General features: G+C 67.2%; 24 protein-coding genes. 18 read left to right on the forward strand and 6 right to left on the reverse strand.

Going from position 1 to position 26,466, the window contains the following annotated elements; translation table 11 throughout:
• Window positions 1-215: 215 nt before the first annotated feature.
• The 6 genes from FG94_RS15165 (at window position 216) to FG94_RS15190 (ending at window position 9,117) form a co-directional block, all read left to right on the forward strand.
• On the forward strand, window positions 216-917 hold the full coding sequence (locus FG94_RS15165; RefSeq protein WP_036213226.1) for a response regulator transcription factor: 702 nt from the start codon (window positions 216-218) through the stop codon (window positions 915-917).
• Complete coding sequence (locus FG94_RS15170; protein ID WP_036213229.1) at window positions 914-2,497, forward strand: sensor histidine kinase; 1,584 nt, start codon at window positions 914-916, stop codon at window positions 2,495-2,497. Before FG94_RS15165 ends, FG94_RS15170 begins: the two co-directional genes overlap by 4 nt.
• Window positions 2,487-2,792 (forward strand): DUF4212 domain-containing protein, encoded by a 306-nt coding sequence (locus FG94_RS15175; RefSeq protein WP_051996750.1) that lies wholly within the window; start codon window positions 2,487-2,489, stop codon window positions 2,790-2,792. The genes FG94_RS15170 and FG94_RS15175 overlap by 11 nt, the downstream gene beginning before the upstream one ends.
• The gene (locus FG94_RS15180; RefSeq protein ID WP_036213232.1) at window positions 2,789-4,861 is read left to right on the forward strand and encodes a sodium:solute symporter family protein; all 2,073 of its coding nucleotides are present in this window, start codon (window positions 2,789-2,791) and stop codon (window positions 4,859-4,861) included. Before FG94_RS15175 ends, FG94_RS15180 begins: the two co-directional genes overlap by 4 nt.
• Window positions 4,862-4,995: 134 nt before the next feature.
• Window positions 4,996-7,038, forward strand: a complete 2,043-nt coding sequence (locus FG94_RS15185; protein WP_036213235.1) for a S9 family peptidase — start codon at window positions 4,996-4,998, stop codon at window positions 7,036-7,038.
• 36 nt (window positions 7,039-7,074) lie between these two features.
• Window positions 7,075-9,117: a prolyl oligopeptidase family serine peptidase gene (locus tag FG94_RS15190; RefSeq protein WP_051996752.1), complete on the forward strand. Its 2,043-nt coding sequence runs from the start codon at window positions 7,075-7,077 to the stop codon at window positions 9,115-9,117.
• 57 nt (window positions 9,118-9,174) lie between these two features.
• On the opposite strand, the gene purM is transcribed toward FG94_RS15190, so the two are convergent.
• Window positions 9,175-10,218 carry a phosphoribosylformylglycinamidine cyclo-ligase gene (gene purM, locus FG94_RS15195; RefSeq protein ID WP_036213238.1) on the reverse strand — a complete coding sequence of 348 codons (1,044 nt, stop codon included), beginning with the start codon at window positions 10,216-10,218 and terminating at the stop codon, window positions 9,175-9,177.
• 201 nt (window positions 10,219-10,419) lie between these two features.
• Between purM and hda the strand changes: the two genes are divergently transcribed.
• The 6 genes from hda (at window position 10,420) to FG94_RS15225 (ending at window position 17,151) form a co-directional block, all read left to right on the forward strand.
• A complete protein-coding gene (hda, locus tag FG94_RS15200) occupies window positions 10,420-11,103 on the forward strand; it encodes a DnaA regulatory inactivator Hda (protein ID WP_036213241.1) in 684 nt (227 codons plus the stop codon).
• Window positions 11,100-11,774 carry an HAD family phosphatase gene (locus tag FG94_RS15205; RefSeq protein ID WP_036213244.1) on the forward strand — a complete coding sequence of 225 codons (675 nt, stop codon included), beginning with the start codon at window positions 11,100-11,102 and terminating at the stop codon, window positions 11,772-11,774. Before hda ends, FG94_RS15205 begins: the two co-directional genes overlap by 4 nt.
• The gene (gene pcnB / locus FG94_RS15210) at window positions 11,767-13,149 is read left to right on the forward strand and encodes a polynucleotide adenylyltransferase PcnB (protein ID WP_036213247.1); all 1,383 of its coding nucleotides are present in this window, start codon (window positions 11,767-11,769) and stop codon (window positions 13,147-13,149) included. The genes FG94_RS15205 and pcnB overlap by 8 nt, the downstream gene beginning before the upstream one ends.
• Complete coding sequence (gene folK, locus FG94_RS15215) at window positions 13,146-13,619, forward strand: 2-amino-4-hydroxy-6-hydroxymethyldihydropteridine diphosphokinase (RefSeq protein WP_036213248.1); 474 nt, start codon at window positions 13,146-13,148, stop codon at window positions 13,617-13,619. Before pcnB ends, folK begins: the two co-directional genes overlap by 4 nt.
• 10 nt (window positions 13,620-13,629) lie before the next feature.
• On the forward strand, window positions 13,630-13,965 hold the full coding sequence (locus tag FG94_RS15220; protein WP_036213250.1) for a DMT family protein: 336 nt from the start codon (window positions 13,630-13,632) through the stop codon (window positions 13,963-13,965).
• 204 nt (window positions 13,966-14,169) lie between these two features.
• Window positions 14,170-17,151: a TonB-dependent receptor gene (locus FG94_RS15225; protein WP_036213253.1), complete on the forward strand. Its 2,982-nt coding sequence runs from the start codon at window positions 14,170-14,172 to the stop codon at window positions 17,149-17,151.
• Window positions 17,152-17,158: 7 nt separating this feature from the next.
• On the opposite strand, the gene FG94_RS15230 is transcribed toward FG94_RS15225, so the two are convergent.
• Window positions 17,159-17,641, reverse strand: coding sequence for a hypothetical protein (locus tag FG94_RS15230; protein ID WP_036213256.1), 483 nt, complete (start codon window positions 17,639-17,641; stop codon window positions 17,159-17,161).
• 161 nt (window positions 17,642-17,802) lie between these two features.
• Between FG94_RS15230 and panB the strand changes: the two genes are divergently transcribed.
• Together panB and thpR are read left to right on the forward strand one after the other, a co-directional pair.
• Window positions 17,803-18,651: a 3-methyl-2-oxobutanoate hydroxymethyltransferase gene (panB, locus tag FG94_RS15235; RefSeq protein ID WP_027866600.1), complete on the forward strand. Its 849-nt coding sequence runs from the start codon at window positions 17,803-17,805 to the stop codon at window positions 18,649-18,651.
• A gap of 9 nt (window positions 18,652-18,660) precedes the next feature.
• The gene (gene thpR, locus FG94_RS15240) at window positions 18,661-19,176 is read left to right on the forward strand and encodes an RNA 2',3'-cyclic phosphodiesterase (RefSeq protein WP_036213259.1); all 516 of its coding nucleotides are present in this window, start codon (window positions 18,661-18,663) and stop codon (window positions 19,174-19,176) included.
• A gap of 4 nt (window positions 19,177-19,180) precedes the next feature.
• On the opposite strand, the gene FG94_RS15245 is transcribed toward thpR, so the two are convergent.
• Genes FG94_RS15245 through FG94_RS15260 form a run of 4 tightly spaced genes read right to left on the reverse strand, consistent with a single transcriptional unit; the run spans window position 19,181 to window position 21,948 of the window.
• Window positions 19,181-19,711, reverse strand: coding sequence for a dihydrofolate reductase family protein (locus tag FG94_RS15245; RefSeq protein ID WP_036213262.1), 531 nt, complete (start codon window positions 19,709-19,711; stop codon window positions 19,181-19,183).
• A 30-nt stretch (window positions 19,712-19,741) separates the two neighbouring features.
• A complete protein-coding gene (locus FG94_RS15250) occupies window positions 19,742-20,008 on the reverse strand; it encodes a hypothetical protein (RefSeq protein WP_036213265.1) in 267 nt (88 codons plus the stop codon).
• 9 nt (window positions 20,009-20,017) lie between these two features.
• Window positions 20,018-21,175: an MFS transporter gene (locus FG94_RS15255; protein ID WP_036213271.1), complete on the reverse strand. Its 1,158-nt coding sequence runs from the start codon at window positions 21,173-21,175 to the stop codon at window positions 20,018-20,020.
• Window positions 21,172-21,948, reverse strand: coding sequence for a DeoR/GlpR family DNA-binding transcription regulator (locus FG94_RS15260; protein ID WP_036213273.1), 777 nt, complete (start codon window positions 21,946-21,948; stop codon window positions 21,172-21,174). The genes FG94_RS15255 and FG94_RS15260 overlap by 4 nt, the downstream gene beginning before the upstream one ends.
• A 180-nt stretch (window positions 21,949-22,128) precedes the next feature.
• Between FG94_RS15260 and FG94_RS15265 the strand changes: the two genes are divergently transcribed.
• The 4 genes from FG94_RS15265 to FG94_RS26085 all read left to right on the forward strand — a co-directional run bounded on the left by FG94_RS15265 (window position 22,129) and on the right by FG94_RS26085 (window position 26,424).
• Complete coding sequence (locus tag FG94_RS15265) at window positions 22,129-23,730, forward strand: response regulator (protein WP_051996756.1); 1,602 nt, start codon at window positions 22,129-22,131, stop codon at window positions 23,728-23,730.
• 104 nt (window positions 23,731-23,834) lie between these two features.
• The gene (locus FG94_RS15270) at window positions 23,835-24,914 is read left to right on the forward strand and encodes a sensor histidine kinase (protein ID WP_051996758.1); all 1,080 of its coding nucleotides are present in this window, start codon (window positions 23,835-23,837) and stop codon (window positions 24,912-24,914) included.
• Window positions 24,911-25,660 carry a LytTR family DNA-binding domain-containing protein gene (locus FG94_RS15275; RefSeq protein WP_036213277.1) on the forward strand — a complete coding sequence of 250 codons (750 nt, stop codon included), beginning with the start codon at window positions 24,911-24,913 and terminating at the stop codon, window positions 25,658-25,660. Before FG94_RS15270 ends, FG94_RS15275 begins: the two co-directional genes overlap by 4 nt.
• Window positions 25,661-25,671: 11 nt before the next feature.
• Window positions 25,672-26,424: a CPBP family intramembrane glutamic endopeptidase gene (locus tag FG94_RS26085; RefSeq protein ID WP_051996760.1), complete on the forward strand. Its 753-nt coding sequence runs from the start codon at window positions 25,672-25,674 to the stop codon at window positions 26,422-26,424.
• Window positions 26,425-26,466 lie beyond the last annotated feature (42 nt).

Consider the following 26,466-nt stretch of genomic DNA (forward strand, 5'->3'; position numbering starts at 1 on the left):
AGGCAAGGTAGGGGCGCTACCACGCAAATCAAGGTCACTACTGTATAAAAACTCAGTGGTTTGAACAAGCGAAATCAAGCCACTACTGTATATAAATCCAGTGGTTTAGGCAAGCGAAAAAAGTCGCCGTGTTGTTATCCGTAAGACTCGCATTGTTGCGATAAATCAAACACAATAGGGCCTGTCAAAGGTCTAACGAATACTGAGGTAGCCCCATGCGAATTCTGCTCGCCGAAGATGATAGCGTACTTGCCGATGGGCTAACGCGTTCCCTGCGCCAGTCCGGCTATGCCATCGATTGCGTCAAGAACGGCCAGGATGCCGATACGGCATTGTCCACCCAGGAGTTCGACCTCCTGATCCTCGACCTCGGCCTGCCCAAGCTGTCCGGCCTGGAAGTGCTGCGCCGCCTGCGCGCGCGTTCCTCGCTGCTGCCGGTGCTGATCCTCACCGCCGCCGACTCGGTCGAGCAGCGCGTCGAGGGTCTCGACCTCGGCGCCGACGACTACATGGCCAAGCCTTTCGCCCTGTCCGAGCTGGAGGCGCGGGTGCGCGCCCTCCCCCGCCGCGGCGCCGGCGGCGGCCCCGCCGTGGTGCGCCACGGCCCGCTGGTGTACGACCAGGTCGGCCGCAGCGCCTACATCAACGACCAGATGCTCGACCTGTCGGCGCGCGAGCTCGGCCTGCTGGAAGTGCTGCTGGCGCGCACCGGGCGCCTGGTCTCCAAGGAGCAGCTGGTCGACCACCTGTGCGAATGGGGCGAGGAAGTCTCGAACAACGCCATCGAGGTCTACGTGCACCGCCTGCGCAAGAAAATCGAGGTCGGCGGCGTGCGCATCGCCACCGTGCGCGGCCTTGGCTACTGCCTCGAGAAATACTCAGACGCCCCGCGCGCCCCGGTCCAAGAGAACAAGTGAACGAGCACGAACGCGGCCTTGCCGACAAGCCGCCAAGCGCGGGGCAGGACCCGTTCGCGCCCTTCCAGGCGGGCCAGTACCAGCCCTGGATCCCACCCAATCCCGAGCCCGACGAGAACATCCGCCATTCGCTGTTCGGCGAGATCCTCGACTGGATGCTGGCCCCGCTGCTGCTGTTGTGGCCGATGAGCATCGCGATCACCTACCTGGTGGCCAAGTCGATCGCCAACCAGCCTTTCGACGACGCGCTGGAAGACCGCGTCACCGTGCTGTCGCAGCAGATCCGCACGGTGGCCGGCCGGCCCGAGGTGCAGCTGCCCGGCAGCGCGACCGACGTGCTGCGCGCCGACGACGTCGACAGCGTCTACTTCCAGATCAGCGGGCCGGACGGCGCCCACCTCGACGGCGACCGCGACCTGCCGCGCCCGCGCAAGGGCATGCTCGAGGAAGGCGCCCATGGCGGCGCCGTGCTCTTCCGCAATGACAACATCCACGGCACGCCGGTACGCGTCGCCTACTCCTGGGTCAACCTCGATCCGCTGCGCGCCCGTCCGGCGGGCACGCCCCCCAGCCTGGCCCTGGTGCAGGTCGCCGAAACCCTCGACAAGCGCGCCCACCTGGCCAACGAGATCATCAAGGGCGTGATCCTGCCCCAGTTCATCATCCTGCCGGTGATCCTGGCGCTGGTCTGGTTCGCGCTGTCGCGCGGCCTGTCCCCGCTGGCCGAGCTGCAGGAGCGCATCCGCGCGCGCCCGCAGGACGACCTGTCGCCGATCGACCCGCGCCAGGTGCCGGAAGAGATCTCGCCGCTGGTCGGCTCCTTCAACGACATGCTCGAGCGCCTGGCCCAGACCGTCGAGATGCAGAAGCGCTTCATCGCCGACGCCGCGCACCAGATGAAGACCCCGCTGGCCGGCATGCGCATGCAGTCCGAGCTCGCATTGCGCCAGGTCGACCCGGGCGAGATCCACCGCTCGCTCGAGCAGCTGGCCAAGAGCTCGGAATCGGCCACGCGCTTGGTCAACCAGCTGCTGGCCCTCGCCCGCGCCGAGAACCAGCCGCATGCCGGCCTCGCTTTCGAGGAAATCGACCTGGCCCAGTTGGCCCGCGCCACCGTGCAGGACTGGGTGCAGGCCTCGTTCGCGCATGGCATCGACCTCGGCTACGAATCTCCCGATGCGCCCGCGCACGAAACCCTGCATATCGCCGGCAACGCGCTGATGCTGCGCGAACTGCTGTCGAACCTGATCGACAACGCGTTGCGCTACACCCCGCAGGGGGGCAGCGTGACGGTGCGCGTGCGCCGCGACGGAGAACACGCCCTGCTCGAGGTCGAGGACACCGGTCCCGGCATCGCGCCGAGCGAGCGCGCCAACGTGTTCGAACGCTTCTACCGTATCCTCGGCAGCAACGTGCAGGGCAGCGGCCTGGGGCTGGCGATCGTGCGCGAGATCGCGCAGCAGCACGGCGCCGAGATCGACATCTTCAACAACCCGCGCAGCCACTCGTCCAAGTATCCCGGCAGCCTGTTCCGCCTGACCTTCCCGCCTCCTGTCCATGAACCCATCGATGCCGACTGATTCCCCGCCTACGCCGAGCGATCCGCACGCGCGCCTGGCCGCCGCCCGCGCCGCGCACTGGCAGGCGACACGCCGGCTGACCGCGGCGCTGCTGGTGGTGTGGCTGTGCACCGGCTTTTGCACCGTGTTCTTCGCGCGCGAGCTGTCGCGCTTCACCCTGTTCGGCTGGCCCATGTCCTTCTACATGGCGGCTCAAGGAGCGTCGCTGGTGTCGCTCGCCGTGATCGTGTTCTACGCCTGGCGCATGCGCCGGCTCGACCGCCTGTACCCGGACGCCGCGCGGGAGAGCGCATGAGCGCGAACAAGCCGCCCTACTTCCGCAAGCTGTCGCGCTACTACCTCTGGTATACCGCCTGCTTCGCCCTGTTCCTGCTGGCGCTGGCCCTGCTCGAGCAGGAAGGCATGCCGCGCCTGTGGATCGGCTACATCTTCATGTTCGCGACCATCGTCCTGTACGCCACCATCGGCGTGGTGGCGCGCACCTCGAACGTCACCGAATACTACGTGGCCGGGCGGCGGGTGCCGGCCCTGTTCAACGGCATGGCCACGGCGGCCGACTGGATCTCGGCGGCCAGCTTCATCAGCCTGGCCGGCGGCCTGTACCTGTACGGCTTCGACGGGCTGGCCTACATCATGGGCTGGACCGGCGGCTTCGTGCTGGTGGCCCTGCTCATCGCGCCCTACCTGCGCAAGTTCGGGCAATACACCATCCCCGATTTCCTGGCGGTGCGCTACGGCGGCGGCGCCGGCGGGCGCGGCGGGCCGGTGCGGGCGCTGGCGGTGGCCGCCACCATCCTGGTCTCGTTCACCTACGTGGTGGCCCAGATCTACGCGGTTGGCCTGATCGCCTCGCGCTTCACCGGCGTCGATTTCTCGGTCGGGATCTTCCTGGGCCTGGCCTCGATCCTGGTCTGCTCGTTCCTGGGCGGGATGCGCGGCATCACCTGGACCCAGGTGGCGCAGTACATCATCCTGCTGGTCGCTTTTTTGATCCCGAGCATCTGGCTGGCGGCCAAGCATGCCGACAACCCCATCCCCCAGGTGGCCTACGGCTCGCTGTTACAGAAGCTGGCGGCGCGCGAGCAGCAGCTGGAGAAGGATCCGCGCGAGGAACAGGTGCGGGCCGAGTTCCGGCGCCGTGCCGACGAATACGCGGTGCGCCTGGCCGCCCTGCCGGCCTCGTGGGAGACGGGCCAGCTGGAAGCGCAGCGCAACCTGGCCTCGGTACGCGCCAGCAATGCCTCGCTGGTCGAGGTGCGCCAGGCCGAGCGCGCCATGAACACCTATCCCGGTTCGGCCGACGAGGCGCGCGCCCTGTGGCTCGAGCAGCGCGACGCCAACCTGGCGCGCGCCCGCCCGCCGGTGCCGCACACGGTGCCCTTCCCCGGCGCCACCGAAGAGGAATCGGACAAGCGCCGCAACAACTTCCTGGCCGTGGTGTTCTGCCTGATGTTCGGCACCGCCGCCCTGCCCCACATCCTGATGCGCGCCTACACCACGCCCTCGGTGAACGAAACCCGGGTGTCGGTGTTCTGGACCCTGTTCTTCATCCTGCTGATCTACCTGACCATCCCGGCGCTGGCGGTGCTGGCCAAGTACGACATCTACACCGCGCTGGTGGGCAGCGATTTCTCGTCGCTGCCGACCTGGGTCTCGTACTGGGCCAGCGTGGACAAGGTCAGCCCCCTGCTCAGCATCGCCGACGTCAACCGCGACGGCGTGGTGCAGCTGGCCGAGATCGCGATCGACGCCGACGTGCTGGTGCTGGCGACGCCCGAGATCGGCGGCCTGCCCTACGTGATCTCGGGCCTGGTGGCGGCCGGCGGCCTGGCCGCGGCGCTGTCCACGGCCGACGGCCTGCTGCTGGCGATTTCCAACGCGCTGTCGCACGACGTGTACTACAAGATGGTCGATCCGGGCGCCTCGACCCAGAAGCGGGTGACGATCTCCAAGCTGCTGCTGCTGGCGGTCGCCTTCATCGCGGCCTATACCGCCTCGCAGAAGCCCGCCGACATCCTCTCCCTGGTCGGCGCGGCGTTCTCGCTCGCCGGTTCGACTCTTTTCCCGGTGCTGGTGCTGGGTGTGTTCTGGAAGCGCGCCAACCACATGGGAGCGATGGCGGGCATGGTCACCGGCTTCCTGGTCTGCCTGTGGTACATGCTGCGCGCCAGCCCCACCCTGGGCGGCAGCCTGGACCAGTCCTGGCTAGGCATCCAGCCGCTGGCGGCCGGCGTGTTCGGGGTGCCGGCGGGACTGCTGGCCACGGTGATCGGCAGCCTGCTGAGCGCACCGCCGAGCCATGCGAGCCTGGGCATGGTGGATTACATCCGGGCGCCCGAGGAAGAGACGGCGGGCAAGCCCTGAGGCGTATGCGCCACGGCAGGCATGCCGTATGCATGACATCGGTATTGCGGGTGTTTTTCCGATGGCAAGACTGTTATTGTCGAGCGGCTGCGGGAAAGCGTCCCGCGTCCAAGACGACAACCGAACAGAGATCCATGCACACTTCGTTACTCCGCTCCCTGCGCTGCGCTGCGCTCGCCTCCGCCGTCGCACTCGCCTGCACCCTGCCGGTCCATGCCGATGCGCAGGCGCCGGTCCCGGCTGCGCTGCCGTCCATCGCCAGCTTCTTCGGCAATTCCCCATTCGGCGGCGCCGTGCTGTCGCCGGACGCCCACTTCCTGGCCGTGCGCCTGGGTGCGCCAGGCAAGCGCGACTCCCTGGCCATCGTCGACCTGTCGAACAACAGTGCCAAGGTCATCGCCTCGTACGACGATGCGGACGTCGGCCACATCCGCTGGATCAACAACGAACGCCTGGTCTTCACCACCCAGGAAAAGAACGTCGGCCTCGGCAACAAGCGCTACGCGCCCGGCCTGTATGCGATCAACCGCGACGGCCAGAAGTTCGTCGAGCTGGCCGACCGCACCGGCTGGGGCAGCGGACACGGCTCCCGGGCCACCCGCAAGGTCCTGCCCTGGCATACCTACCTGCTGGCCCAGGCCGGCACGCGCGACTCCGACTACGTGTACGTCACCAGCCCGATCTTCGACACCACCGGCGACGTGCGCAGCGTCGACCTGCTGCGCCTGAACACCCTGACCGGCTTCACCCAGACCGTACCGCGGCCGGGCAATGTGCAGGGCTGGATGCTCGACCACAAGGGCGAGCCGCGCCTGGCAACGGGTTTCGAGCAGGACACCATTACCCTGCACTACCGCGACCCGGAGAGCGGTGCCTGGCGCGTGCTGGCCAGCTATCCCGCCTTCGGCGACGGCAGCAAGGCGCTGCAGCCGCTCGGCTTCACCCCGGAAGGCAACCTGTACGTGCTGGCACGCAGCGGCGGACGCGAAACGACGGCTGTCCACATTTTCGACATCGTCAGCGGCAAGATCGACCCGCGACCGCTCGTGATGACCGCCGGTTTCGACTTCGACGGTGGCCTGATCGTGAACCGCGACAAGGTGCTGGGCATCAGCTTCCGCACCGATGCGGTATCGAACGAATGGTTCGATCCCGGCATGAAGGCGGTGCAGGCCGAGCTGGACAAGCTGCTGCCCGCCACCATCAACATGATCAGCGTGCCGGCGCGCGGCGAAACGCCCTGGGTCCTGGTGAGCTCGTACTCGGATGCCATCCCCGGCACCTACTCGCTGTACAACGTGCAGACCAAACAGCTGAACAAGGTCGCCGACAGCAGGCCGGACATCAAGCCGGCGCAGATGGGTCGCCAGCAGTTCGTGCGCTACAAGGCACGCGACGGCCTCGAGATCCCGGCCCTGCTCACCCTGCCTTCGGGGGGCGCAAAGAAGAACCTGCCGATGGTGGTGATGGTGCACGGCGGCCCTTATGCGCGCGGGGCATCCTGGGGCTGGAACAGCGAAACGCAGTTCCTGGCCTCGCGCGGCTACGCGGTGCTGGAACCGGAATTCCGCGGCAGCAAGGGCTTCGGCATCAAGCACTTCAAGGCAGGCTTCAAGCAGTGGGGACTGGCGATGCAGGACGACATTGCCGACGGCGTGCGCTGGGCGGTTGGCCAGGGCATCGCCGACGGGTCGCGCGTGTGCATCGCCGGCGCCAGCTACGGCGGCTACGCCACCTTGATGGGCCTGGTAAAGGATCCGGACCTGTACAAGTGCGGCATCAACTGGATCGGCGTCACCGACATCAACCTGCTGTACAACGGCGGCTGGAGCTTCACCAACGACACCTCGGACGAGTACAAGGCCTACGGCATGCCGGAAATGGTGGGCGACCCGGTCAAGGACGCGGCCCAGTTCCAGGCCACCTCCCCGCTTCGGCAGGCGGCCCGCATCACCCAGCCGGTGCTGCTGGCCTACGGTGGCGTCGACCGGCGCGTGCCGATCAACCATGGCACCGAATTCCGCAACGCGGTCATGAAGACCAACAAGAACGTCGAATGGGTCGAGTATCCGGAAGAAGGCCACGGCTGGGCACTGGAGAAGAACAACATCGACTTCTGGGGTCGGGTCGAGCGCTTCCTCGACAAACACATCGGCGCGGGTGCGGCCAAGCCTTGAAAGCCAGCCATGCCGATAACTGTTCGGAAAGAGTCCATGCTTCCACTGTTCTCCCTGTGCGCACGCCTGCTCCCCGGCCTCGCCATCGGCGCCGCCCTTGCCGGTCCTGCCTTTGCGGCGGGGGCCGCAGCCGCGGCTGATAATGCGCCGGTGCCGATCGACGCCTTTTTCTCCAATCCCCAGCTGGAAGACGCGACGCTGTCGCCGAGCGGACGCTACCTGGCCGCGATCTCGGCCGCACCTGGCCGGCGCGACGCGCTGGTGGTACTCGACCTGCAGGACAATAAGCCGCGCATGGTTGCCGGCTTCAAGGATGCCGACATCCTCGACTTCGAATGGGTGAGCGACCAACGCCTGCTGTTCAACGTCAGCGACAAGCAGACCGGCCCCGGCGGCCAGGTCCTGTCCAGTGGCCTGTATGCGGTCGACCGCGACGGCTCGGCCATGCGTCAGCTGGCGCACCGTCGCGGCCCCCACGAGGCCCAGACGCCCGGCACCAACATCAACCGCCGCATCCTGTCCTGGAACACCTTCATGCTCCGCCAGCGCGGCGCCCAGGATTCGGACCGCGCCTACGTCGTCACCCCCGAGTTCAACGAGCTCGGCGAGGTGCGCACCGTCGGCCTCCTGCAGCTCGATACGCGCACCGGACAGACCTGGCCCGTCAAGCGCCCGGGCCCCATCGATGGCTGGCTGCTCGACAACGCGGGCGAACCGCGCCTCGCGACCCATAGCGAGGACGGCAAGACCACCATCTACTACCGCGAAAAGGACGGCGAGACCTGGCGCACGATCGCGCAGTTCGCCACCTATGCCGGCAGCAAGGACGCATTCACGCCGGTCGGCTTCGGCGCTGACGGCACACTGTTCGTGCTGGCCCAGGCGGGCCAGGACACTGCCTCGCTGCACACCTACGACCTGGCCAGCGGAAAGCTCAGTCCGGAGCCAATCGTGGTCACCCGCGGCTACGACTTCACCGGCGGCCTGGTGACCCGCCGCGGCAAGGTGCTGGGCGTCTCGATCGAGACCGACGCCCGCGCCAATGTCTGGTTCGACAAGGAGATGCAGGCCGTCCAGGAAGCCGTCGACAAGCAACTGCCGAGCACTGTCAACACCATCTCCGTGCCCTCGCAGCTCGAGGCACAATGGATGCTGGTGCGCTCGTATTCGGACACGCGCCCGGTGACCTACCGCGCCTACAACGCGAAGACCGGCGCCTTCGTCCTGGTCGGCAAGAGCCGCGACGGCATCGACCCGGCCCGCATGGGACGCCAGGACCCGGTGCGCTACAAGGCGCGCGACGGCCGCGAGATCCCGGCCCTGCTCACGCTGCCGGCCGGCGGCGCGAAGAAGAACCTGCCGCTGGTGATGCTGGTGCACGGCGGCCCGTATTTGCGCGGCAACCACTGGGGCTGGAACCCGACCTCCCAGTTCCTGGCCTCGCGCGGCTACGCGGTGCTGGAGCCGGACTTTCGCGGCAGCCGCGGCTACGGCCAGGCGCACTACCGCGCCGGCTGGAAACAGTGGGGCCTGGCGATGCAGGACGATATCGCCGACGGCGCGCGCTGGGCGATCGCGCAGGGTTATGCCGATCCGCAGCGCATTTGCATCGCGGGCGGCAGCTACGGCGGCTACGCGGCCCTGATGGGCCTCGTCAAGGACCCCGACCTGTACAAGTGCGCGGTCAACTACTTCGGCGTCACCGACATCAACCTGCTCTACGACGGACACTGGAGTTTCAAGTCCGACCTGCAGGACGACTGGCGCATCCACGGCATGCCCTTGCTGGTCGGCGATCAGGTCAAGGACGCGGCCCAGCTCAAGGCCACCTCGCCGATCGAACAGGCGGCGCGCATCACCCAGCCGCTGCTGATGGCCTCTGGGGCGGTGGACCGGCGCGTGCCGCTCTACCACGGCACCAAGTTCCGCGACGCGGTGAAGAAGCACAACCAGCAGGTCGAATGGGTCGTCTACCCGGAGGAGGGACACGGCTGGAGCCAGCCGGCGACGCGCTTCGATTTCTGGACGCGGGTCGAGAAATTCCTGGCGAAGCACATCGGGGACAAGGCGGCGCAGTAGTCCCCAAAAAACAAAACGGGCGCCGCGGCGCCCGTTCCTGCGTCAATCGACGGCGAATTACTGCACGACGGTCTGCGCCTGGCCTTCCTCGCGCGCGCGGATCTCGCCGATGCAGTACACGGTCTCGCCGGCCGCCTGCAGCTGCGCCATGGCGGCATCCGCGTTTTCCTTCGAGACGATCACGGTCATGCCGATGCCGCAGTTGAACACGCGGTGCATCTCGGCGTCGGCCACGCCGCCGTGCTGCTGCAGCCACTTGAACAGCGGCGGCATCTCCCAGGCTTTGGCATCCAGCACCGCGGTCAGGTTCTCGGCCAGCACGCGCGGGATGTTCTCGACCAGGCCGCCGCCGGTGATGTGCACCAGGCCCTTCACTTCCATCGCCCCCATCAGGGCCAGCAGCGGCTTGACGTACAGGCGGGTCGGCGCCATCAGCACGTCGGCCAGCTTGCGGCCGTGGAAGTCAGCTTCCAGGTCAGGCTTGGCCACTTGAATGATCTTGCGCACCAGCGAGTAGCCGTTGGAGTGGATGCCCGACGAGGCCAGGCCCAGCACCACGTCGCCCGGGACGATCTTGCTGCCGTCGATGATCTGCGACTTCTCGACCGCGCCGACGGCGAAGCCGGCCAGGTCGTATTCGCCGTCCGGGTACATGCCCGGCATCTCGGCGGTCTCGCCGCCCAGCAGGGCGCAGCCGGACTGTTCGCAGCCTTCGGCGATGCCCTTGACCACGGCGGTGGCGGTCGCCACGTCCAGCTTGCCGCAGGCGAAGTAGTCGAGGAAGAACAGCGGCTCGGCGCCTTGCACCAGGATGTCGTTGACGCTCATCGCGACCAGGTCGATGCCGACCGTGTCGTGGCGATTCAGCTCAAAAGCGAGCTTGAGCTTGGTGCCGACACCGTCGGTACCCGACACCAGTACCGGTTCCTTGTACTTCTTGCTGATCTCGAACAGCCCGCCGAAACCGCCGATGCCGCCGAGCACGCCTTCGCGCATGGTGCGCTTGGCAAACGGCTTGATCGCTTCGACCAGGGCATCGCCTGCGTCGATGTCGACACCGGCGTCGCGGTAGGAGAGGGAAACATTAGATGGTTGGCTCATGGTATTTGGCAGCGGAGGCGGTAAAATAGGGGGCGGCAGACCGTCAAACCTTGGTCAATCCGCTATTTTAGCAAAACGGCCCCGTGTCCAAGCCATGTGTGCCCAATTGCATACCATTGTTACCTATTTGAATGCCGATTTTGTTGGCAGAACCGCCAAGAGAACAAGAACAAGCATGCCAATTCTCCTGAGCCCGAAGCGATGAAACAGCTGGTGCTCGATTTAGGCGCCGAACCGGCGCACAGCCTCGACACCTTCCAGGTGGGCGAGAATGCCGAACTGGCGCACCTGATGCACCAGTTCGCGCAGCGTGCTTCGCGCGAGCATTTCGCCTACCTGTGGGGCGACACCGGCGCCGGCAAGACCCACCTGCTGCAGGCGCTGGCCGCCAGCCCGGCCTCGCGCTACATCCCCTTCGACGCGCCGGCAGACCAGTTCGTCCACAGCCCGGACGTCACCCTGTACCTGCTGGACGATACCGATCGCCTGTCGCCCCGGCGCCAGATCGACGCCTTCGCCCTGTTCAACCAGATCCGCGAGCACGGCGCCTACATGGTGAGCACCGGCCCGGTGCCGCCGGCGGTGCTGGGGGTGCGCGAAGACCTGCGTACGCGCATGGGCTGGGGCCTGATCTACCAGATCAAGGGCTTGTCGGACGACGAAAAGATCGCCGCGCTGACCCAGGCGGCCGAAGCGCGCGGTTTGACGCTGTCGGCCAGCGTGTTACCCTATTTGTTGTCTCACTTCAAGCGCGACATGCGGTCGCTGGCGACGATGCTGGACGCCCTCGACCAGTATTCGCTCGAGACCCAGCGTCCCGTTACCCTGCCGCTGCTGCGTGATTTGTTGCTGCAAGAAAACCAGCAGTCGGAACCCAAAGAATGAAAAACCTTGCGCTGTTCGACCTCGACCACACCCTGATGCCGATCGATTCGGATTACGAATGGGGCGAGTTCCTGGTCCGCATTGGCGCGGTGGACGAAACCGCCTTCCGCCGCCGTAACGACGAATTCTTCGCCCAGTACAATGCCGGCGTGCTCGACCCGGTGGAATACCTCGAGTTCGCCCTCGGCACCCTGGCGCGCTTCCCGCGCCCGGAACTGGACGCGATCTACGCGCGCTACATGGCGGAAGTCATCGAACCCGCGATCCGGCCGAAGGCGCTGGCGCTGGTGCGCCAACACCAGGACGCCGGCGACCTGGTGGCCATCATCACCGCCACCAACCACCACATCACGGCGCCGATCGCGGCGCGCTTCGGCGTCGAGCACCACATCGGGGCCATGCCGGAGTATGACGCGGCAGGAAACCTGACCGGCAGGCTGCTCGGCACCCCGACCTCGGGCCCCGGCAAGATCACCCACATGCACGCCTGGCTGGAGCGCCTCGGCAAACGCTTCGAGGACTTCGAACGCTGCCACTTCTACAGCGACTCGCACAACGACCTGCCGCTGCTGTCGATCGTCAGCCACCCGGTCGCCACCAACCCGAGCGCGAAGCTCGCCGCCCACGCGCAATCGCAGGGTTGGCCAACTATCCATCTCTTCAATGATTAAGAAATTCATCCGCAAGATCCTCGGCGTGAAAGACGACGGCCGCGACCAGACCCAGCCGGTCATCCTGGGACCGGAAGAACACAAGATCGACCCGCGCAACGTGTCGCGCAATGCGGTCACGGTCACCCAGACCCTGCAGGAAGCCGGCTTCAAGGCCTTCGTCGTCGGCGGCGCCGTGCGCGACCTGCTGCTGGGCGTGAAGCCCAAGGACTTCGACATCGCCACCGACGCCACGCCCGAGCAGGTCAAGCGCCTGTTCCGGCGCGCCTTCATCATCGGGCGCCGCTTCCAGATCGTGCACGTGATGTTCGGCCAGGACCTGCTGGAAGTGACTACCTTCCGCGGCAACGGCAGCGACAACGCGCCGAAGGATGAACACGGCCGCGTCCTGCGCGACAACAACTTCGGTCCCCAGCACGAGGACGCGGCGCGCCGCGACTTCACCATCAACGCCATGTACTACGACCCGGCCACCCAGACGGTGCTGGACTACCACGGCGGCATCGAGGACATCCGCGCCAAGACCCTGCGCATCATCGGCGTGCCGGAAGCGCGCTACCGCGAAGACCCGGTGCGCATGCTGCGCGTGGTGCGCTTCGCGGCGAAGCTCGGCTTCACCATCGAGCCGACCACGCGCGCCCCGATTCCCGTCATGGCGCCCCTGATCGACAACGTGCCGGCCGCGCGCGTGTTCGACGAGATGCTCAAGCTCCTGCTGTCGGGCCACGCGCTGGCCTGCCTGAAGGAGCTGCGCTCGGCCGGCCTGCACCACGGCTTGCTGCCGCTGCTGGATGTCGTCCTGGAACAGCCGATCGGCATGAAGTTCGTGACGCTCGCCCTGGAATCGACCGACGGCCGCGTCAAGGCCGGCAAGGGCGTCTCGCCGGGCTTCCTGTTCGCCTCGCTGCTGTGGCACCAGGTGCTGGAAAAGTGGAATGCCTACCGCGCCGCCGGCGAAGCACCGATTCCCGCCCTGCACCTGGCGGCCGACGACGTGCTGGGGACCCAGACCGAGAACCTGGCCCTGCAGCGCCGCATCGCCACCGACATGCGCGACATCTGGGCCATGCAGCCGCGCTTCGAGCGCCGCACAGGCAAGGCTCCGTTCAAGCTGCTCGAGCACCCGCGCTTCCGCGCCGGCTACGACTTCCTGCTGCTGCGCTGCGAATCGGGCGAGCTGCCGGGCGAGGTCGGCGAATGGTGGACCGCGTTCTATGCGGCCGAAGGCGGCGAGCGCGAAGCCCTGCTGGCGGCCGCCAGCCAGCGCGACCGCGGCGAAGGAAGCGCGAAGCGCAAGCGCGCGCCGCGCCGCGGCCCGCGCCGCCGCAACGAGGGCGAAGGAGCGCAAAGCCCGCAGGGCGGCGGCGAGGAATGATCGCCTACGTCGGCATCGGCGCCAACCTGGGCGACGCCCGGGCCAACGTGCTGGACGCGCTGCGCCGCCTGGCCCTGCTGGACGGTTCGACAATCATCGAAACGTCCGGCCTGTACCGCACCGCGCCGGTCGACTCCAGCGGCCCCGACTACATCAACGCGGTGGCCTGCATCGACACCGCCTTCGACCCTTTCGAGCTGCTGAAGGCGCTGCAGGACATCGAACAGGCGCACGGCCGCGAGCGCCCCTACCGCAACGCGCCGCGCACGCTGGACCTCGACCTGCTGCTGTACGGCGACCAGCAGATCGCCACCGACACCCTCACCGTGCCGCACCCGCGCATGCACGAGCGCGGCTTCGTGCTGGCGCCGCTGGCCGAAGTCAACCCCGATCTCGTGATCCCCGGCGTCGGCCCTATCCACGACTACCTGCCCCTGGTCGCCAGCCAGGCGGTCGAGAAGATCGGCTGAACCTCCATCCATGACCACCTTCCTGCTGCTCGCGGCTTCCAACATCTTCATGACGATCGCCTGGTACTGGCACCTGAAGGGCGGCATGCACAAGCCGCTGCTCACCGTCATCGTGATCAGCTGGGGCATCGCCTTCGTCGAGTACTGCCTGGCCGTCCCGGCCAACCGCATCGGCTTTGCCAGCGGCTGGAGCGCCGGGCAACTGAAGGTGATGCAGGAAGCGATCGCCCTGGTCGTGTTCGGCATCTTCATGGTGACCGTCCTCGGCGAGCCGGTCTCGTGGCGCCACCTCGCCGCTTTCGCCTGCATCATGGCGGCGGTGGGCTTCCTGTTCGTCGGCAAATAGGCAAAAAAGCCTGCTTCGAATCAAGAATCTGATTGTTTGTCGCGTCACGATCGTCAATACGACGCGCACTGAATAATCGAGATCAACAGCGTGAGCGTTTGGCGCGCACGGCTCTGCAAGCCCTCCGATCTGCCCGAGAATAAATACACACAGTGACGCCGCGTGAGCTCACTGCAGGCAGATAACGATAACACCGGAGACAACATGAGCCATCTCGAGCGCCGCCCAGGCCGGCGCGCCCCTTCATTCCCGTTGACCGCCACCGCGCTTGCCGTGGCCGCCCTCTTCGGCCAGGCCCAGGCACAGGAACAGGAAGCGCCGCCGGCCGAGAACACCGTGGTCGTGACCGGCTTTCGCGCCAGCCTGAACAGCGCGCTGAACGACAAGAAGAACGCCGACGGCATCGTCGACGTCATCAAGGCCGAGGACGTCGCCAAGTTCCCCGACGCGAACCTGGCCGAATCGCTGCAGCGCGTGCCGGGCGTCTCGCTGGCGCGCGGCGACGGCGGCGAGGGCAAGCAGATCAGCGTGCGCGGCCTGAACGCCGGCTTCACGCGCGTGCGCATCAACGGCATCGAAGCCATCTCGGCCACCGGCGCCTCGGACATCAACGGCAGCACCAACCGCTCGCGCGCCTTCGACTTCTCGGTGTTCGCTTCCGAGCTGTTCAACAGCCTGGAAGTGCGCAAGACCTCGGAAGCGTCGATCGAGGAAGGCTCGCTCGGCGCCACCGTCGACCTGCGCGGCGCCCGTCCCTTCGACTTCAAGGGCGAAACCATCACCGTGGCCGGCCAGCAGACCTACAACACGCTGGCGCACCGCCCCGCCCCGCGCGCCACCGCGCTGTACTCGAACCGCTGGGACACCGGCATCGGCAAGCTCGGCTTCCTGGTCTCGGGCGCCTATTCGAAGCGCCACGCCACCGAGGAAGGCTACGAGGCGGTGGAGCTGCTGACCGCGAACTCGGACGGGGGCTTCTGCTCGCCGCTGGGCGCGAGTCCGCAGAACCCGGCCAACACCCCCGCAAAGGGCATCACTGCCGCCAACTGCGGCTTCAACCTGCCGCGCACCTCGACCAGCGCCGCCTACAACGACGTGTTCGGCCGCACCGACAACTACGGCGGCACGGTCGCCAACCCGGCGCCGGGCTCGGGCGCCTTCCACCCGCGCATCCCGCGCTACCGCCGTTCGGTGGCCGACTACGAGCGCGCCGGCCTGACCGCCGCCTTCCAGTGGCGCCCGCGCGCCGGCACCGAGCTCAATCTCGACCTGCTGGGCGGCGACTTCAAGAACGACCGCTACGACAACTACATCTCGGCGATCTCCTTCGGGCGCAGCCTGGCCGCCGCCAACGGCAAGCCGCAGACCTCGATCCTCGAGACCTCGTTCAACGGCAACGGCAGCTGGGAGTACGGCAAGTTCAACGGCGTGGACATCCGCTCGGAAGGCCTGCTGGACGTGAACAACACCAAATTCCGCCAGCACGTGTTCTCGGGCAGCCACAAGCTCACCGACACCATCAAGCTCGACTTCATGAGCGGCGTATCGCGCTCGGATCTCGATTCGCCGATGCGCGCGACCGTGCAGATCGATTCGCCGAACGCCAACGGCTTCGTGTTCGACTTCCGCCAGAACCGCAACGTCCCGATCCTGAACTTCGGCATCGATGTGGCCAATCCGAACAACTTCAGCTGGGGCCCGGTCGATGCGGACGGCACCGTGCACGGCCAGTTCGTCGGCCGCAAGCTGGAGACCGGCAACCGCCTCAAGACCAATGCGTTCAACGCCAGCTGGGAAGTCAGCCAGAACCTGACCCTGCGCTCGGGGCTCTCGATGCGCGAGAACACCTGGACCAACCTCGAATTCGGCTCCGGCGCGCCGAACGGCCTGCCCAATCCGGCCGGCTTCCAGATGGCCAGCGTGACCCGCATGATCAGCAATTTCGGCCGCGGCCTGGAAGGCTCGGGCTACCCGAGCCAGTGGGTGGCGGTCGACCTCGACAAGTTCCGCAAGGTGTGGGACATCGAGTGCCACTGCGCCGCCGTGCCGGGCTCGGAATACCAGCTCCTGACCCAGGCCAACCGCCGCGTGGTCGAGAAGATCGATGCGCTCTACCTGTCGGCCGATTTCAACGTCGACGTCGGCCCGGTGACGCTGCGCGGCAATGCCGGCGTGCGCGCCGCCGAGACCCGCGCCACCGCCGCCGCCCTGGTGAACGGCGGCGGCACCCTTACCGAAGTCAGCATCGACAAGAAATACCGCGACTACCTGCCGGCCCTGAACCTGACCGCACAGCTGCCGCACGACGTGTTCCTGCGCTTCTCGGCCGGCAAGACCCTGTCGCGGCCAGAATACGTCGACCTGGCGCCGTCCGCGACGGTGAACACCCAGGCCCAGACCGTCAGCATCGGCAGCCCTGGGCTCGATCCGATCCGGGCCAAGACCTACGACCTGCAGGCGGAGTGGTACTACGACAAGAACGCCATGGTCTCGGTCGGCTTCTTCCGCAAGGACATCGACACCTACATCCAGCGCATCAGCGAACGCGTGCCCTACAACACGCTGGGACTGCCGGATTCCTTGCTCACCGGCGGCGGCAGCGGCTGCTCCTTGAGCGGCGGCACCCCGGCCTGTCCGACCCTGCCGGCGTCGGTGGTGACGGTAAGCCGCGCGGCGAATACGCCGGGCGGCCCGCTGAACGGCTTCGAGTTCAACCTGCAGGCGCCGTTCAACTTCCTGCCCGGGATGTGGAGCAACTTCGGCCTGCTGGCCAACTATACCCGCGTGAAGTCGACCATCACCTACATCACGCGCACCGCCACCCCGACCCTGCCGGCGCTGACGATGGACGCCAATCTGGTGGGCATGTCGCCGAAGGCCGGCAACCTGACCCTGTACTACGAGGATCCGAAGTTCAGCGCGCGCGTCTCGGCGGCGCACCGCTCGTCCTACCTGTTCAACGTGCTGGGCGACGTGAACGGCCACGACTACACCTTCGTCGATGGCGCGACCAACCTGGACTTCTCGATGTCGTACAACCTGACGCCGAACCTGCGCGTCAGCCTGGAAGGCTCGAACCTGACCGACGAACCGCTGCGCTACGGCCGCGATTCGCAGCGTAACGATACGCTGCTGTACGCCCACTCGGGCCGTACCTTCGCGCTGGGCGTGTCGTACAAGTTCTAAAGGGGACTCAGGCCGGCGCCACCGGGCGCCGGCGCTGAACCAGGGGTGTGACCACGACCCGGCCATCGCCCACGGCGATCTGCGCCTGGTCGACCAGCACCTCGTCGTAGCGGATCGCCAGCACGAAGCGCCGCACCCGGCCGTCGGGACCGATGTCGCGCTGGTCGTAGCTGAATTCCCAGCCGCGGCGCCCCCAAGCGATCGCGATGCCGATGACGCCATCGCGCTCGCCGCGGCGCCAGGGAATGCCGGGCTCGCCCGCCTGCCGGGCGCCGGCGGCGATCTTCAGGTAATCGACCAGCTGGACAAGGTCGAACAGCTCGAACACCCGCGCCAGCGTCCGGTTGCGAAAACCGCGCCATCCCGGCACCAGGAACCAGTGCGGGCAGGGCAGCTCGTCGAGATAGGTGTTCAGCGCCGTCCCGCACAGCACGCACTGGTTGTGGTGCATGCCCGCGCGGATGGCGGTACTCAGGGTGGCAAAGTCCATCTGGCTTCACGCCGCTCGGGCGCCCTCGTACGCACACGTGAACAACATACAGGAACGTCAATACGACGCCAGCCGGCACGTGAAAACAATCATGGCCCTGCGCGTTTGCGTCCGGGGCATTACACTACGCGTTTCCGAACGACCGTTTTACAAGGATTTCCATGAGCGCTTACCTGCAAGGCCAGGATCCGGCTGCCAACGATGCCCCGAAACCCGTCCGCAAGGCCGTCACCGCACCTTCGCTGCTAGCCATGCGCGCGGCGGGCGACAAGATCGCGATGCTGACCGCCTACGACGCCAGCTTCGCCTCGCTGATGGACCGCTGCGGCGTGGACGTGCTCCTGATCGGCGATTCGCTGGGCATGGTCTGCGCCGGCTACGATTCGACCCTGCCGGTGACGGTGGCCGATGTCGCCTACCACACCGCTTCTGTCGCGCGCGGCAACAAGCTGGCCCTGGTGCTGGCCGACATGCCCTTCGGCAGCTACACCACCCCGGTCGAGGCCTACAACAACGCGGTGACGCTGATGCGCGCCGGCGCCCAGATGGTCAAGATCGAAGGCGGCGCCTGGCTGGCCGAGACGGTGCGCTTCCTGGTCGAGCGCGGCATCCCGGTGTGCGCCCACATCGGCCTGACGCCGCAGTTCGTGCACGCTTTTGGGGGCTTCAAGGTGCAGGGCAAGACCGATGCCGCGGCCGAGCAGCTCAAGGCCGACGGCCTGGCGCTGCAGGCGGCGGGCGCCTCGCTGGTGGTGCTGGAAGCGATTCCCGCGGCACTGGGCAAGGAAGTCACCGAACTGCTGGCGATTCCGACCATCGGCATCGGCGCCGGCCCGGACTGCTCCGGCCAGGTGCTGGTGATGCACGACCTGCTGGGCGTCTTCCCGGGCCGCAAGGCGCGCTTCGTGCGCAACTTCATGGAAGGCCAGACCAGCATCGACGCGGCCGTGAGCAGCTATGTGGCCGCGGTCAAGGACGGCAGCTTCCCGGCGCCGGAACACTGCTTCTAAGGAGCCGGCATGGACGGACAGACGAAAACACCCACCACCCGTCTGTTCCTGGCCCTGTGGCCCGAGCCGGGCGTGCGCCATCTCCTGGCCGAGTGGCGCGACGCCTGGACCTGGCCGGCGGGCGCCGCGCCGGTCCATGCCGACAAGCTGCACGTCACCCTGCACTTCCTCGGCGCCCTGCCGAGCGAACGCCTGTCAGAACTGCTGGACGGTTTTGCCGTTCCGTTCGAACCCTTCCGCCTCGATCTCACGCACGCCGCGCTGTGGCATAACGGGATCGCCGTGCTCGAACCAAGCCTCACGCCGCCCGGCCTCGCGGCCCTGCACGCACGCCTGTCGGACGCGCTGCTGGCCCTGGGCCTGCAGCCGGAGGCGCGCCGCTACCGCCCGCACGTGACGATGGCGCGCCGCGCCGGCGGCGCCAGCGTGCCTGCGGAAGGTCCGCCGGTGATGTGGGAGGTGCGCGGCTATGCGCTGGTGGCGTCGAAGGACGGCGTCTACACGGTGCTGCGCGAATACGCCTGAGCGCTCAGGCAGGTACGTAGCGCAGCCTGAGCACGTCCTCGTCGATCCGCTCGTGCGCCAGCAGGCGCAGCGGCGGCCGGGGGCCGGCGAAATACGGCGTACCGCCGCCGAGCACGACCGGGTGGAGGTAGATCCGGTACTCGTCGATCAGGCCAAGCGCGGTGAGGCTGCGCGCCAGGTCGGGGCCGGCCACTTCGATCTCGCCCTCGTGCCCGGCCTTCAGCTGGCGGATCGCGTCGCCCAGGTCACCGCCCAGCAGCGTGGCATTCGGCCCCACCGAGCGCAGGGTGCGCGACGCCACCCACTTCGGCTGCCGGCGCCAGGCCTGCGCGAAGGCGTGCTCATCCGGCCCCCATTCCGGACGATCCTCGTCCCAGTAACGCATGATCTCGTAGATCTTGCGTCCGTAGATGCTGCCCGTCTGCGCCTGCGCTTCTTCGACGAAGTGGCGAAATAGCCTGGGACTGGGCCCGAAGGCCATGTGGTCGACGTAGCCGTCGAGGGACTGGTTCATTCCAAAGACAAGCCTGGCCATGCCTGTTTCCTTTCCCTCGATGGCGGATCGCTATGCGGACAAGCCTTTTTGCAGCAGCTCGGCGACCAGCTCGTTCAGCTCGACGCCGCGCTCCTTGCTCAGCGCCTGCAGCTGCCCTACCAGGTCGCCGTTGAGCTTGACCGCGAAGGGCACCAGTCCGAGGGCGCGGTCGCGCTCGCGCTGTTCGCGCCGGTCGGGCACGGCATTCCTGGCGGCGCCGCCGAAGGCCGCGTTCTGCGACCCCATCTGGTTCTTCAGTTTTTCGGCATCCCGCTTTGCCAGGTCAGTTCGTTTCATTGCATGCTCCTAGGTTGTAGGCGTGGATTTTACCTTGATGATCCCCGCACTCATGGCAATGACCAGTCCCGACAGCGACAACATGCCCAGCGCCACCATGATACTCGCGTGCGAGGCGATATAGCCCAGCACCGGCGGCGCCAGCAGCAGCCCGCCATAGCCCAGCGTCGCCACTGCCGCCACGCCGGCGCCGGCGCTCATGCCCGGGATGCGCGAGGCCGCGCCGAACAGTAGCGGCACCACGTTGGCCGCGCCGATGCCGATCAGGGCGAAGCCGGCGGCCGACAGCAGGAAGTGGGTGCTCAGCACCGCCGTGGCCAGGCCCGCGAACATGGCCAGCCCGCCCAGCACCATTACGCGCATCGCGCCGAAGCGCAGGATCATGCGGTCGCCCGCAAAGCGGCAGGCCGCCATCGCGATCGAGAAGGCCGAGAATCCCAGCGCCGCCTGCGCCGGTACCGCCTTGGTGCGCTCCTGCATCAGGAGTGCGCTCCAGTCGACCAGCGCGCCCTCCACCGCGAAGCACAGCAATGCCAGCAGGCCCAGGCTGAGCGCCGCGCCGCGCGGCAGCTGGAAGTGGCTTCCGGCTTCATGCGTCGGGGCGAAGGCCATCACGCGCGGCGCCACCAGCGCCAATGCGACCGCGGTCGCGATGCCCATCGCCATCGCTCCCTTGCCGTCGCCCCAGCCCTGGCCGATGACCAGGCCGCCCAGCGCTGCGCCAATCAGGCCGCCGAGGCTGTAGAAGCCATGGATGGATGACAGGGTCGGGATGCCGCGCGCGGCCTCGACCTCGCTGGCGTTGGCGTTCATCGCCACGTCCAATGCGCCGTTGCTGACGCCGAACGCGAACGCGGCCACGAACAGCAGGCGCAGGTCGCTCACGCCCATGAGCACGGCCAGCAGCGCGGCAAAGGCGAAGCCCGACAGCAGGGTCATGCGGCGCGTACCCCAGCGTGCGGTGAAGCCGCCCATCAGGGGCATTGCCAGCAGCGCGCCTGCCGCGATGGTGAGCAGGACCATGGACAGCGTGGCCAGGTCGATGCCGAGGCGTGCCTGCACCACCGGCACGTGCGCGGCCCACAGGCCGATGCCTGCGCCGTTGAGCAGGAAGACGGTCGAGATCGACCAGCGCGCCGCGGACAGCGAGGAAGGGTTCTGGTTCATGTGCGGGCTTTCGGGGCAAGCTGGAGGTCGAGTCCCGGATGCGCCTGGCGCAGGCGGGCGATGGTGTCGGGCGGCGCGTCGGCTTCGAGTACCAGGTGGTCGAGTTCGGCCAAGCGGGCAAAGGCGAAGGGCGCGCTGTCGCCCAGGCGTTCGTTGAGGATGGCCGCGGCCCTGCGGGTGCTGCCGGTCACCATGGCGGCCTTGATGGTGGCTTCCTCGGCATCGGAAGCCGCCAGCCCGCGTTCCGGGTCGAGCGCGCAGACGCCGACGATGCACAGGTCGGCGCGCAGCTGCTGCAGCTCGGCCAGGGTCCAGGCGCCGAGCACCGCACCGCTGCCGGCGTGATAGGTCCCGCCCAGCAGCACGATGCGGGTCCGGCGGAAGTCGCCCAGCGCCAGCGCCAGTTGCGGGCTGTTGGTGACGATGGTCGCGGCCTGGCCGTCTTCCAGCAGGCGCGCCAGCGCGAGGTTGGTGGAACCGGCGTCGATCAGCACCGTGTCGCCGGGGCGGACGAGCGTGCACAGCGCCTGCGCCAACGTGCTCTTTCTGGCCGGGTCGCGTTCGACGCGCTCGCCGAAGCTGGCCTCGCGCGTGCGCCGCATCGCGCCGCCGTGCACGCGGCGCAGCAGGCCGGCGGCGTCGAGCTCGCGCAGGTCGCGCCGGATGGTGTCTTCCGAGGTGTCCAGGCGCTGGGCCAGCTCGGCCGCCAGCACCCGCCCTTCCCGCTCGACGGCCTCGATGATCGATTGCCGCCGTTCTTCTGCAAGCTGCATGTTCTCTCCTGATGAATCCGCATGATTCTACACGAACATGCAAAAACACGCATATAGACGCAAAAATACGGCATATCCAGGCATAATCCTGCTGTCATGCATACAACATTTTCATTCTTCGCCCGTATGCGGGGTGCCAAGAAGTTGTTAAACTTCATCTACTTTAGTAAGAGAAACATCATGGACAAGTCCGCCGCCATCCTCATCGTCGATGACTACCTCCTGATCCGCACCCACGTGCGCCAGGTGCTGGCGGAACTCGGTTTCCTGAACGTGTTCCAGGCGGATAACGGCAAGACCGCGCAGGACCTGATGCGCAAGCAGCAGATCGACATCGTCGTCGGCGACTGGGGCATGCCGGTGATGAGCGGGATCGACCTGCTCAAGTGGATGCGGACCGATCACCGCTACGCGAACACGCCGTTCATGATGCTCACCGCCGAGGCCAATCCGCAATCGGTGCGCACCGCGCTGCAGGCCGGCGTGAACGCCTACATGATCAAGCCGTTCACGGTGCACAGCTTCGCCTGCAAGTTCATGAGCATGCTGGGCGTGCAGCTGGAAACGGCGCCGGGCCCGTTCGCGCGCCAGGGCATGTCCGCGCCTGCGCCCATGCCGAAGCCTGCGGCAGCGCCTGCCCCGGTGCCGCCGGCGGCCGCCGTGCTGCCCGAATCGAACGTCATTGGCCTGGATGCGCCGATCGGCGAGCGGGTGAAGAAATCGACGGTGCTGATCGTGGACGACATCCCGACCAACATCGAGGTGCTGGCCGGGGTGCTGAAGGACGACTATGCGATCAAGGTCGCGATCAGCGGCAGGAAGGCGCTCGAGATCGCGGACGCCTTCCACATCGACCTGATCCTGCTCGACATCATGATGCCGGCCATGGACGGCTTCGAAACCTGCCGCCAGCTCAAGGCCAACCCGAAGACGGCGCACATCCCGATCATCTTCCTGTCGGCGCGCGACGGTACCGAGGACGTGGTGGCCGGCCTGCGCCTGGGCGCGGTGGACTACGTGTCCAAGCCGGCCGACCCGACCATCTTGAAAGCGCGCCTGTCGGCGCACCTGCTGCTGGCCACCGCCATGCAGGACATCAAGCGCCAGAACGAACTCCTGATCGAGAATGCGCGCCTGCGCGAGGACGTCGAGCGCATCACCCGTCACGACCTGAAAAGCCCGATCGCCGTGGCGCTGCACGGCAGCCAGGCCCTGCTCGCCAGCCCGCTCACGCAAGCTCAGCGCGAGCAGGCGCTCATGATCGAGACCGCGGCCGAGAACGCGCTCGAGATGATCAACCGCACCCTCGACGTCTACAAGATGGAACAGGGCAGCTACCAGCCGGTGCTGCAGATGTTCGACCTGGGCGAGATGCTGGAACGGGTCTGCCGGCAGGCCCGGTTCACCTTCGACAGTGGCGACGTCACGGTCGTCTACGACAAGCCGGATGAGGTGATGTGCCTGGGCGAACCGCTGCTGTGCTATTCGCTGTTCAACAACGTGCTGAAGAACGCGATCGAGGCCTCGCCGCCGGGCGGCCGTGTGAGCGTCCATATCGCGCCCGGCTACGGCAACCTGCACGTCATGGTCGACAACGCCGGCGAGGTGCCGCAGGCGGCGCGCGAACGCTTCTTCGAGAAATATGCGCCATCAAGCAAGACCGGCGGCAACGGCCTGGGCACCTACTCGATCCGCCTGATGGCCGAGGTGCAGGGCGGCAGCGTGAGCATGGACACGGGCCACGGCCGCACGCGCCTGACCATCACCCTGCCCTGCCCGTAAGCGGGCCGGGCGCCCCACGCCGCATTTCCTCATTTCGGAACATGAATCCTGCAGTTCGTGACATGACAGGCCTGCTGCGGCCCATCGGGGGCGATACTCGGGGCATGAACACGACCGCTCCCACACTGATCCGGCCCGCCCTCATGTGGCGGCTCTACATCGCCGCGTGGACGACCTACGGGGTTTTCATTTCCATCGCCGATCAGCTGGACTGGGTGGTGGAGGGCCGTTTCGATGCGGGCCGCTGGCTGCTGACCTTCGTCAGCCTGATTCCTTCCGCCCTCCTGCTGGCGCTGGCCTGGCCCCTGACCGGCTTCTTCGAGCGCCGCGCCTACCGCCTCGGCAGCATCATCGCCATCCATATCCCGACCGCCTTCGTGTTCTCCGTGGTGTCGCAGACGCCCTTCTGGCTGAGCTTCCACACCGCCAAGCCGATCAGCTGGTACGTCTGGCCGCTGCTCTACCACGTCATGACCTACCTGCTCGGCGCCGGTGTCTTCCACCTGATCCGCGCCAGCGAAGCCGCGCACCGGCAGGCGCTGGTGGTGAAGGATGCGCAGAACCTGGTGATCGCATCGGAACTGAGCGCGCTGCGCAACAAGCTCAATCCGCACTTCCTGTTCAACACCCTGCACTCGATCATCGCGCTCACCCAGCGCAACCCGGCGGCCGCCGAGACCGCGCTGTTCCAGTTCTCGGACATGCTGCGCTATGTGCTCGACACCGAGCGCAGCGGCAGCGACCGCGTGACCCTCGATGCGGAACTCGATTTCGTGCGCGACTACCTGGAGCTGGAACAGCTGCGCCTGGGCGAGCGCCTGCAGGTCGAATGGGACCTCGACGAGGACGCGGGCGACCATCCGCTGCCGGCCCTGTCCTTGCAGCCGCTGGTCGAGAACAGCATCAAGCACGCTTTCAATCCGCACAGCCGGCCGGGCATCCTGCAGATCCGCACGCGGCGCGATCCGGCAAGCGGTGCGTTGACCATGACGGTGCGCGATACCGGTCCCGGCGCCGATCCGGCCGCCATTGCCGCTTCCTCCGGCCTGGGCCTGCGCACCATCGAGCGGCGCCTGCAGCTGGACTATGGCAGCCGCGCCGCCATGCGGGTGAAGAGCGCGCCGGGAGCCGGGTTCAGCGTGTCGGTGACGATCCCGGCAGTCCGGGAAGAGAGCTACGCATGAGCACAAAAACCGCCTTTTTCGCCGAAGACGAACCGCTGGCGCGCGACGTGCTGCGCGACGCCATCTACGCCCATCCCGCCCTGCGCCTGGTGGGCGAGGCGGCCAACGGCGCCGAGGCGCTGGACCGGATCACGCGCCTGCGCCCCGAGGTCGTGTTCATGGACATCCAGATGCCCGAGATGACCGGCCTGGAAGTGCTGCGCCGCCTCGACTACCTGCCGCAGATCGTGTTCACCACCGCCTACGACCAGTACGCGGTGACGGCCTTCGAGCTGCATGCGGTGGACTACCTGCTCAAGCCCTTCACGCAGGCGCGCTTCGCGGCGGCGGTGGCGCGCCTGCTCGACGGGCCGGCCCATGCCCGCGACACCCTCGACAGCGCCCTGGCGCAGGCGGCAGGCGGGAGCGCGGCCCCGGCGCGGCTGGAACGCATCCTGGTGCGCGACCGCGGCCGCATCTTCCCGCTCGCGACCGGCGAGATCGAGTACATGAAGGCCGATTCCAAGTACACGGTAATCGCGGCGCGCGGCCAGACCTTCCTGGTCCGCATCGGCATCTCCGAGCTCGAGGTCCAGCTCGACCCGGCGCGCTTCGTGCGCATCCACCGCTCGGCCCTGGTCAACCTCGATTTCGTGGACTCGATGCGGGCCGACGAGCAGTCGCAGCTGCAGATCCACATGCGCGACGGCACGGTGCTGGGGGCGAACCGGGACGCGTCGAAGGTCTTGCGCGACATGGCCATTTGAGTGCGGCGCACATGATGAACTTGCGCATGGTGGTGGAAGTCTTGATGCTGGCGGCCGCGCTCGGGTTCGGCGCGCTGGCGATCCGTCACTGGCGTGCCCAGGGGACGCCGGTATTGCGCGGGCTCAGCCTGGCGTGGAACGTCCGTGCCGGATGCGACCTCATGGCGGGTATTGCGATCGCCAGCCTGGCCATGCTGGGTATTTTCTTGATCGAAGCGGCGGTGGGCGCGGTCACCACCTCGCCACGCCAGCAGTCATGGGGAGAACTCGGCAGCTGGTTCCTCGGCAAGTCGGCCGCCAGCCTGAAAGAAGAGATCCTGATGCGTGGCCTGCTCCTGTCCGGCCTGGTATTGGTGCTGAAGGGACGCCGTACGCTGGCCATCCTGGTCTCGGCCATCGCGTTCGGCTGCATCCACCTGAGTAATCCGGGCGCCAGCCCGCTGTCGGTGCTCGGCAATACGCTCGGCGGTGTGATCTATGGCATGGCCTTCCTTCTCTCCGGCAGCCTGTGGCTGGCGATCGGCCTGCATGTCGCCTGGAACTTCGTCCAGGGCCCCTTGCTGGGCTTCCCCGTGAGCGGCATCGCCGCGGGCGGCCTGCAGCAGGTGCACGACGCCGGTCCGGCCTGGCTCAGCGGCGGTGCCTACGGACCGGAGGCCGGCCTGGTCGGGATCGCGTTCCGCTTCGTGATCATCGCAGTCATGTTGCTCTGGTTGAAACGAGGATGGCGCAGAGCGGTGCGAACGGAAATCGCGCCCGGTTAATCTGCAATTAATCTTTGCTGCATAGGCTGCTTCCAACGCAAC

This window comes from Massilia sp. LC238, assembly GCF_000735635.1.
Classification (GTDB): Bacteria; Pseudomonadota; Gammaproteobacteria; order Burkholderiales; family Burkholderiaceae_D; genus Telluria; species Telluria varians.